A 7,874-nucleotide genomic window follows, 5' to 3' on the forward strand; every position below is an offset into this window, starting at 1 on the left:
GCCCTTATTTATTGTGCAATGGAAATGTTTTCCACGCTCCTGACTGGCCATTCCGTCACCGTCTGGTGCTTGGAAATCCACTCCTTTCTTCAGCGTCGACTGCATCCATCAGCGAGTAAGCGTTTCCGGCGCCACCACCCACACACTACAAGGCATTTTGTACAACAGATGCTCGACCGTACTGCCAACCAGTCGGGCGATTCCTCGATGGGTGACGCGGCCCATTACGATCAAATCGATGTCGTAGGCATCGGCATAGCTGGAAAGCACCTTGGCGGGATCGCCCACAATCATGTGCTGGTTTTCTGCCGGAATGTTGTTACGTTCAGCCAACGCCTGGAAGGCTTCGCCTTGGGTCTCGAAAAGTTTCTTGGCTGCGCTGGAAGAAAAGATCGCTGAGGCGTTATTGAAGCCGAACTCGGCAGCGCTGATCGATGACAGGTCATGGGCATAGATCACGTCCAGGCTGCCATTGCAGACACTGGCCAGTCTTGCTGCTTCGCGCAGGATCCGATCATTGAGGCCCTGGTATTGGCCCTCACGATGGAAGGGGTCGACCGCCGCGACGATTCGGCGTGGCAGAGCGTTTTGAGCGTGGCTGACAAAATGCAGCGGTACCGGGCATTCGCGCAATAGGTGGATGTCCAGCGGGGTGAACATCAGCCGCGACAGAACTGATTCGTGCTCCAGAGCCTTTATAAGGACAGCCATCGGCTGTTCCTTCAAATGGATGAGGATCTCCTTCAACGGATTTTCCACCCAGACGACCTCGGTGGTGACGGTCACTCCGATCTTGCGCAGCGGCCGGGCCTGGTCTTCGAGCCATTGATGATGGCGTTCGACATAGCCCAGGCGCATCTGCTCCAGGGCTTGCTCGTTGACCATTCCTGCGGTCGCCAGGCCCTCCAGATAATCAAACGCGACAATATGCAGTGCGGCATCCGACGCTTTGGCCAGTGCGGCGGCGCGGTCGAATGCGGGACTGTTTTTCATCAGCGGCGACACGACCAGCATGAAACGCGATTGCTCAGACATGACAGAACTCCCGAGGTAGTCACCCAAGCATTGCGCTGCATGCCTGGAGTGAGTAGTGGCGCATGCGCTTATCCTGGAGCGAGCCAGCAGGGCGGGGTTGATATTTATCAACCAGACATCAGCGCGTGGTCGTGAGCGGATATACGGTCGGGCAATACCACTGATCCTCGGATAGTTGACCATTATCAACTACGGCCCCGCCGTCCCGGCTCAAGCTCTGCCTTGCACTCACACGCCGGCGGAGGGAAAGCCATCATGGCCACCATGAAAGCCGCAATATTCGTTGAAAAAAACCGCATCGTGCTCGATGACAAGCCGATTCCCGAGGTCGGGCCGCTGGATGCATTGATCCGCGTGACCACCACAACCATTTGCGGCACCGACGTGCATATCCTGCGCGGCGAATACCCAGTGGCCAGAGGACTGACCATCGGCCACGAACCGGTCGGCATCATTGAGCGATTGGGCTCGCAAGTACGCGGTTTTGTCGAAGGGCAGCGGGTGATCGCCGGGGCCATTACCCCCAGCGGGCACAGTTACGCGTGCCTGTGTGGCTGCGGCTCGCAGGACGGCCCCGACACCCGGCACGGCTTCAAGGCCATCGGTGGCTGGAAGTTTGGCAACACGATCGACGGTTGCCAGGCCGAGTACGTGTTGGTGCCGGATGCACAGGCCAACCTGTGCCCGATCCCCGATCAGTTGAGCGATGAACAGGTGCTGATGTGCCCGGACATCATGTCCACCGGGTTCTCGGGGGCGGAGCGGGGCGAGATCGCCATCGGCGACGCTGTCGCGGTGTTTGCATTGGGCCCGATCGGCCTCTGTGCCGTGGCCGGAGCACGGCTGAATGGCGCCACCACGATTATCGGTGTCGACGCGGTGCCCGAACGCATGGCCATGGCGCACCAACTGGGCGCGACCCATACCGTCAATTTCAAGGACGGCAATGTGGTGGAACAGATCATGGCATTGACCGATGGCCGTGGCGTGGATGTGTCCATCGAAGCGCTGGGCACCCAAGGCACGTTCGAGTCGGCATTGCGGGTGCTGCGTCCGGGCGGGCGTTTGTCCAGCCTTGGGGTGTATTCCAGCGATCTGCACATCCCGCTCGGCGCGTTTGCCGCCGGACTGGGCGATTACAGCATCGTTTCCACCCTGTGCCCGGGCGGCAAGGAACGTATGCGTCGGCTGATGGCCGTGGTGCAGAGCGGCGCCGTCGATCTGTCACCGCTGGTGACTCACCGTTTCAGACTGGACGACATCGAGCAGGCGTATGAGTTGTTCGCTCATCAACGCGACGGGGTCATGAAAGTCGCAATCACTCCTTGAAAGCACCTTGGCGTGCCGCTGAAACCGGGGTTTGCATGAACATCAAGATCACTGAAAAACACGCTCCCCACGGCTGGGTCGTGCACATGGATGACTGGGATGTGGGCTTCAGGAGCCTTAAGGCTGCGCAGGAATTTGTCGAGGTGCTTGAGGCCCGTATCAACGCCCCTCACGAGTGGCCGAATGCGTTTGCCCAGCCGTTGCCAGCAAGGCCGGCAACGGCGCGCCGCATCAGCGCAAGTGTTGAATGCTCGCCATAAGCCGAGCAGGGTGCGCAAACCCTGCGGGACGCTACCCATGAATGAGGTTTTTGATCTGTCCGGCGCCGCTGCGGCGTTGGGGATCGGCATGCTCATCGGTCTTGAGCGTGAACGGCACAAGGGTACTGGCGATGCGCGACACTGCGCCGGCTTGCGCACGTTCGCCATTACCGCGCTGTTGGGATATGTCGCGCTACAAGTCGGCGGTGGCCTGCTGCTGGGGATCATCGCCGGCTGTGTCACGTTGCTGACCAGCGTCGCGTACTGGCGCAGTCAGAGCGACGACCCCGGGGTGACCAGCGAGGTGGCGTTGACCGCAGTGCTGGTCCTGGGCGCGTTGTGCGCAACCGCGCCGGCGCTGGCCATTGCCCTTGGCGTGGTGATCGCGGGCCTTTTGGCGTATCGCCAGGCGCTGCATCACTTTGCCAACAGCCAGTTGTCCGAAACGGAAATGCGTGATGGCCTGATCCTGCTGATCGCAGCGCTGGTGATACTGCCTTTGGCACCGGACCGATATATCGGCCCGTACGCCGCGATCAATCTGCGTACCATTTGTACCGTGACGGTGTTGCTGATGCTGGTCGGCGCGTTCGGCCACATTGCCGTGCGCGCTTTGGGCTCGCGTTATGGCTACGTCATCAGCGCGATTGCATCCGGCTTCGCCTCCAGTACCGTGACGATCGCGACCATGGGCCAACGCCTTGCCCATGAACCGGACAACATCCGCATCCTCAGCGCCGCTGCGATTTTCTCCAATCTGGCAACGGTGATACAGGTCGGCCTGATCCTGACGATGGTTGATGCGGATCTGCTGAACAGTGTATGGGCGCCACTGCTCTTCGGCTTGATCGCTACGTTGTTGTACGGCGCCTGCCTGATGTTCCCCGACCCCACGCGAGGGAGCCGCAGCAAGCCGGTCGACACGGCAGGGGCGTTCAATCTGAAACTCGCGGTCATCGTGACACTGACCCTTACCGGCATCACATTTGTCTCGTCGGCCATGCTCAGCCACTTTGGTCAGGCAGGCTTGTGGCTGACCGCAATGCTTTCGGGCTTTGCCGATGCGCACTCTGCCACAGCGTCCATCGCCAGCCTGGCCAAGGCGGGCCAGGTGCCTTATGACTCGATAGCGGTGCCAGCGCTGATTGCCGTCAGCAGTAACTCGGTGAGCAAATGCGTGGTGGCGTGGGTCAGCGGCGGCAGGCGTTTCGCTGCCTGCGTGATCCCGGGCCAGGTATTGCTGACCTTGGCCATGTGGACGGGCAATGTGCTGTTTTGAGCGCGATCGGTGCTCTTGCTGACAAAGATCAAGCTGCCAATGGCCACAGCATTCACCCTGAAGTCTGTTTCTCCTGGCTGGCCGCATGCCGAGGTATCCCATGTCACAGACTCCGCGTTTACTGTTGATCGCTCCTTCAGCCATGGAGCGCACGCCGGCGTTCGAGCGCGCGGCTGCACTGGCCCAGGCCATGCAGTTGCCGCTGCACATCGTGGCCTTCGACTACTTGCAGGCGCTGGCCGTGGCAGGGCTGTTTGCCCCCGAGCAGATCCGCCTCGCCCGCGATGGTTATCTGCGCACTCACCGGCAGTGGCTCGCAGAGCAGGCTTCATTGCTGGCGAGGCATCAGATCATGGTCACCAGCGAAGTGATGTGGGTCCAGGATCCCTTCGCCGAGATCCTGCAGTTCATCAACGAAATGCCGTTGCTATTGATCATCAAGGATGTGCAGCACGAGTCCGTGCTGGAGCGTATTTTCTACACCCCGCTGGACTGGCAACTGTTGCGCGATTGCCCGGTGCCGGTGCATCTGGTGACCGACGACACCCATCCGCGCCCACGCCGTGTGCTGGCCATCGTCGATGTCTTGCGCAGCGAAGAGCAGGACTGCGTGTTCAACGATCAGATCATCGATGCCGCCGCCCAACTCGCCGCGCAGTGCGATGCCAGTCTAGATGTGGTGCATGTTTACGACTGGACGGCGGTTTACGCCACGGACATGGGGTTCGGCGCATTGCCGCTGGCCACCGGGATTCATGAAGCGCTGGGCACTGCGCAGCATGAGGCATTTACGGCCTTGGCCGAGCGCCACGGCGTGCCGGTCTCATGCCGGCACTTCATCGAGGGCGCACCGGTGCGCAGTATCTGCGGGTTCGCCATCGACAAGCAGATTGACGTCATTGTCATGGGCACAGTGCAGCACCACGGCTTGAGCAAGTTGTTAGGCACCACCGCCGAACAGCTGCTGCATCGGGCACCTTGCAGTGTGTTGGCGATCAAGCCGCAACCCACACTGCAATCCTGAAACACGATCGCCCCGAGGTGCGTCGTTGGCCGACTCACCTCGGGGCGATTCATTTACAGGTCAAGACGATGAATGACCTGGCGTGCGTCGTCCGGATCATTGTGGGTCTCGAAGCCCAGGCTTTTGGCCAGATCGCGCATCGCCGCGTTACTCGCGGCATCGACCGAGTACATCTGGCGGAATCCGTTGCGGCGGGCTGCCTTGATCAGATGCTCCATCAGCAACGTGCCCAGCCCCAGGTGCTGCCATTCATCGGCGACCGTCACCGCGCATTCGCATTGATGGGCGCCTGTGCCGGCATAGCGGCTGATGCCGATTTCGATCAACTTGCCGTTCTCGTGAACCAGTGCAATGAAGGCGGTGCGCTGTTTGTTATCGGTGTCCATCAACTGGTCTAGCAGAGCGGTGCCGGGTTCGCTGATCTGGGCGAGAAAACGCATGTGCTTGGATTCGGGCGACAGCCGCTTGATGAAGTCGTATTCGCGCAGGCGATCCTTTTCCATGAGGGGCCGGATCAATACATGGCGGCCGTCCTTGAGCGCCTCAATCCTGTATTGTCCGGCGACCGCCGCATAAGCGGCCACGGCCTGATCGTTGTGGTCTTTGACGGTGAGCATGGTCATTCTCCATCCGGTTCGAGAGGCTGGCGGGCGTTGAAAAAGCGTCCGCTTGCCTTCCTTCTACGCGCTTGCCCACGGCGACATCTGATCTACATCAGACGCCTCTTTCATTGACCCGGGCTTGATGTAAATCAACGCCGGGCAAGGGCGAGCGGGCGCAGTCTTGAAGCCTGCCGGCCCACCGCGCCGGTGCCGAGCGGAGGTGTGTGATGGGCCAATATGAACGTCTGTTGCTGGTCGCCGACCAGACGCTGCATCAATCGGCGGCGATGCTGCGTGCCATCGCGCTGGCCAAGGCGAGCGGGGCGGCGCTGGATGTGCGGGCCTTTGTTTCGCCGGTGCCGATCACCCATCTGTGGGAGGAAAAAATCGATGACGTGGATGCTCAGCGCTATCAGCGGCGCTACCGGCGCTGGGTGGCCGATGAGCTCGAGCAGCTCAGCAACCAGGGGCTGGACGGCACCGTTGACGTGGTCTTCTCCAGCCATCCGCTGCTGGACATCCTCAAGACCGTCCATGTGCTCAAGCCCGACCTGTTGATCAAGGACGTGCGACTGGAACCGGCGCTCAAACGCGTGTTCATCACGCCGCTCGATTGCCACCTGCTGCGTGAGTGTCCGATCCCGGTGCATCTGGTCAATCAGATTCGCTATGCGTTGCCGCATCGTGTTGTCGCGGCCGTAGACCCGTTCGATCCGGATACCCAAATCAGTGGCTTGAACGACGTCATCATACGATCGGCGAACACTTTGGCGTTGCAATGCGACGTGCCGTTGCACCTGCTCTGCGCCTACGATTTGTCCGCTGCCTTCAACGGCGAAGCGCCAGTGGTCAAAGGTGGCTGGAACGAAGATTTGGCGAACGAACTGCGTCAGACACTGCATCAGGCTTTTGTCGCCCTTGCCGATCGCCACGGTGTGCCCCCTGAGCGTCGACACTTCGTCATGGGCCATCCAGTGCAGGTCATCAATGAGTTCGTCGAGCAGTACCTGGCCGACGTGGTGGTGATGGGCACGGTTCATCGCGTGGGCATCGAACGCGTGATCGGCAGCACCACCGAGCGCGCCTTGTATTCGGTGCCGGGGAGCATTCTGGCGGTGAGGAAAGAGCCTGTGCGGTGAGCATGATCGCAGCGTAGCGAGCCGGCCTGTTCGCTGGCTCGCTAGGGTATTGCATAGATCCTGAAGAGCTTTTTGGCGGCACTGCTGGCGCCGCCCAGATGTTTGTCGAATGCCTGTTCAATTTCGCCGGATCGGTACATTTCACTTAGCGCCGTGTCGACCAGCAGACGGAAATCCTCATCCTCTCGATCCACTGCCATCGCCGTCGGTGCGTACTCGAAAATCCGCTCCAGCAGCACCAGGTTGCCCGATGGATAATTTCTGGTCAGCAGATGCTTGAGCAGCATGCGTTCAGCGAAAAACGCATCGGCTTTGCCATTGGCAACCAGATTCAGACCGGCTTCTGCGTTCTCTACCGTGACCAGCGCGGCTACTACACCCAGCAATCGCATCTGCTGTTGTATCCACGTCTCCGTGACCCCGCCGGCGATGGCGGCATAGGTCTGATTGGCCAGACCACGGTTCACCGTGGCTCGCCATGTTGGCCCGGTATGGGCCACTTTGCCACTCAGCACATTGAGCAAGGTTTCGGACGCATCCTGGCGCACCACAGCCGAGAGGCCAGCGGTGTAAATCGGCACCGAGTAACTGACGATCCTGCGCCGCGCCAGCGTGGGTGGGGTCGGAGTACAAAGAATGTCGATCCTGCCGGAACTGACAGCGCTCATCTCGTCGTTGAGCGAGACCGCTTGGTACTGGATTTTCAGCGCCGGCAGATTCAGATCGATCCTTACCCTCTCGGCTATTTTCAGACAGAGATCGATGGCATAGCCGCTGGCTTTATCGGCGTCCTGATCACTGAACGGCATGAAGTCAGGCACGTAGCCAAGGGTGATCGCTTGACTGGCACGGATGCGCTCCAGCGTGTTGCCATGGGTCACTACCGGTAGCAGCGCAAGGACGCAGGCGAGCAGCAGGTGGTGGGCTCTGATCAGTTTCACGTTCATGCGCGCGGTTCCTCGAATTCAGATTTCTGTGCTGTACCGAAGACTTCGATCAAGGGTTATCAGGCCGGGGGCCGACAGGCGCAGGGGCATCGACAAAACGTTTGGCAAGGAAACCGTAAAGCAGGTAGCCGAACACCAGGACCAGGATGCCGCCGAACACCGCGTCCTTGCCGCAGGCATACAGCGCATACAAGGAATAGGCCACGGCAACCACTAACAGCAGGGTATTGCGCGTGTATACGGCTGCGCTGACTCTGGC

The 7,874-nt window shown here is 60.3% G+C and carries 8 protein-coding genes and 1 pseudogene; 5 read left to right on the plus strand and 4 right to left on the minus strand.

Annotation, left to right across the window (positions count from 1 at the left end):
- Window positions 1–108 precede the first annotated feature (108 nt).
- On the minus strand, window positions 109–1,035 hold the full coding sequence (locus OQK_RS23270; protein ID WP_016774523.1) for a universal stress protein: 927 nt from the start codon (window positions 1,033–1,035) through the stop codon (window positions 109–111).
- Window positions 1,036–1,290: 255 nt separating this feature from the next.
- Between OQK_RS23270 and OQK_RS23275 the strand changes: the two genes are divergently transcribed.
- From OQK_RS23275 to OQK_RS23290, 4 genes are all read left to right on the plus strand, one after another.
- Window positions 1,291–2,364, plus strand: coding sequence for an NAD(P)-dependent alcohol dehydrogenase (locus tag OQK_RS23275; protein ID WP_016774524.1), 1,074 nt, complete (start codon window positions 1,291–1,293; stop codon window positions 2,362–2,364).
- Between the two features lie 35 nt (window positions 2,365–2,399).
- Window positions 2,400–2,624, plus strand: a complete 225-nt coding sequence (locus OQK_RS23280) for a hypothetical protein (protein ID WP_016774525.1) — start codon at window positions 2,400–2,402, stop codon at window positions 2,622–2,624.
- A gap of 37 nt (window positions 2,625–2,661) precedes the next feature.
- Window positions 2,662–3,903 carry an MgtC/SapB family protein gene (locus OQK_RS23285; protein WP_016774526.1) on the plus strand — a complete coding sequence of 414 codons (1,242 nt, stop codon included), beginning with the start codon at window positions 2,662–2,664 and terminating at the stop codon, window positions 3,901–3,903.
- Window positions 3,904–4,003: 100 nt separating this feature from the next.
- The gene (locus OQK_RS23290; protein WP_038861627.1) at window positions 4,004–4,927 is read left to right on the plus strand and encodes a universal stress protein; all 924 of its coding nucleotides are present in this window, start codon (window positions 4,004–4,006) and stop codon (window positions 4,925–4,927) included.
- A 53-nt stretch (window positions 4,928–4,980) separates the two neighbouring features.
- On the opposite strand, the gene OQK_RS23295 is transcribed toward OQK_RS23290, so the two are convergent.
- A complete protein-coding gene (locus OQK_RS23295) occupies window positions 4,981–5,544 on the minus strand; it encodes a GNAT family N-acetyltransferase (RefSeq protein WP_016774528.1) in 564 nt (187 codons plus the stop codon).
- A gap of 212 nt (window positions 5,545–5,756) precedes the next feature.
- Here OQK_RS23295 and OQK_RS23300 point away from each other — a divergent pair, with 212 nt between their 5' ends.
- Window positions 5,757–6,668 (plus strand): universal stress protein, encoded by a 912-nt coding sequence (locus OQK_RS23300; protein ID WP_016774529.1) that lies wholly within the window; start codon window positions 5,757–5,759, stop codon window positions 6,666–6,668.
- Between the two features lie 41 nt (window positions 6,669–6,709).
- Here the strand turns inward: OQK_RS23300 and OQK_RS23305 are convergent, their stop codons facing one another.
- Both OQK_RS23305 and OQK_RS23310 read right to left on the minus strand, forming a co-directional pair.
- A complete protein-coding gene (locus OQK_RS23305; protein ID WP_016774530.1) occupies window positions 6,710–7,615 on the minus strand; it encodes an amino acid ABC transporter substrate-binding protein in 906 nt (301 codons plus the stop codon).
- 49 nt (window positions 7,616–7,664) lie between these two features.
- Window positions 7,665–7,874 (minus strand): annotated as a pseudogene (locus OQK_RS23310) (putrescine-ornithine antiporter); the annotation flags it as partial.

This window comes from Pseudomonas sp. R62 (genome assembly GCF_000257605.1).
Taxonomy (GTDB): domain Bacteria; phylum Pseudomonadota; class Gammaproteobacteria; order Pseudomonadales; family Pseudomonadaceae; genus Aquipseudomonas; species Aquipseudomonas atacamensis.

What these genes read in the sequence shown, in the direction of transcription:
- OQK_RS23295 (WP_016774528.1), bottom strand. Translation starts at nt 5,544, where the DNA reads ATGCTCACCGTCAAAGACCACAACGATCAGGCCGTGGCCGCTTATGCG.
- OQK_RS23290 (WP_038861627.1), top strand. Translation starts at nt 4,004, where the DNA reads ATGTCACAGACTCCGCGTTTACTGTTGATCGCTCCTTCAGCCATGGAG.
- OQK_RS23300 (WP_016774529.1), top strand. Translation starts at nt 5,757, where the DNA reads ATGGGCCAATATGAACGTCTGTTGCTGGTCGCCGACCAGACGCTGCAT.
- OQK_RS23285 (WP_016774526.1), top strand. Translation starts at nt 2,662, where the DNA reads ATGAATGAGGTTTTTGATCTGTCCGGCGCCGCTGCGGCGTTGGGGATC.
- OQK_RS23280 (WP_016774525.1), top strand. Translation starts at nt 2,400, where the DNA reads ATGAACATCAAGATCACTGAAAAACACGCTCCCCACGGCTGGGTCGTG.
- OQK_RS23305 (WP_016774530.1), bottom strand. Translation starts at nt 7,615, where the DNA reads ATGAACGTGAAACTGATCAGAGCCCACCACCTGCTGCTCGCCTGCGTC.
- OQK_RS23275 (WP_016774524.1), top strand. Translation starts at nt 1,291, where the DNA reads ATGGCCACCATGAAAGCCGCAATATTCGTTGAAAAAAACCGCATCGTG.
- OQK_RS23270 (WP_016774523.1), bottom strand. Translation starts at nt 1,035, where the DNA reads ATGTCTGAGCAATCGCGTTTCATGCTGGTCGTGTCGCCGCTGATGAAA.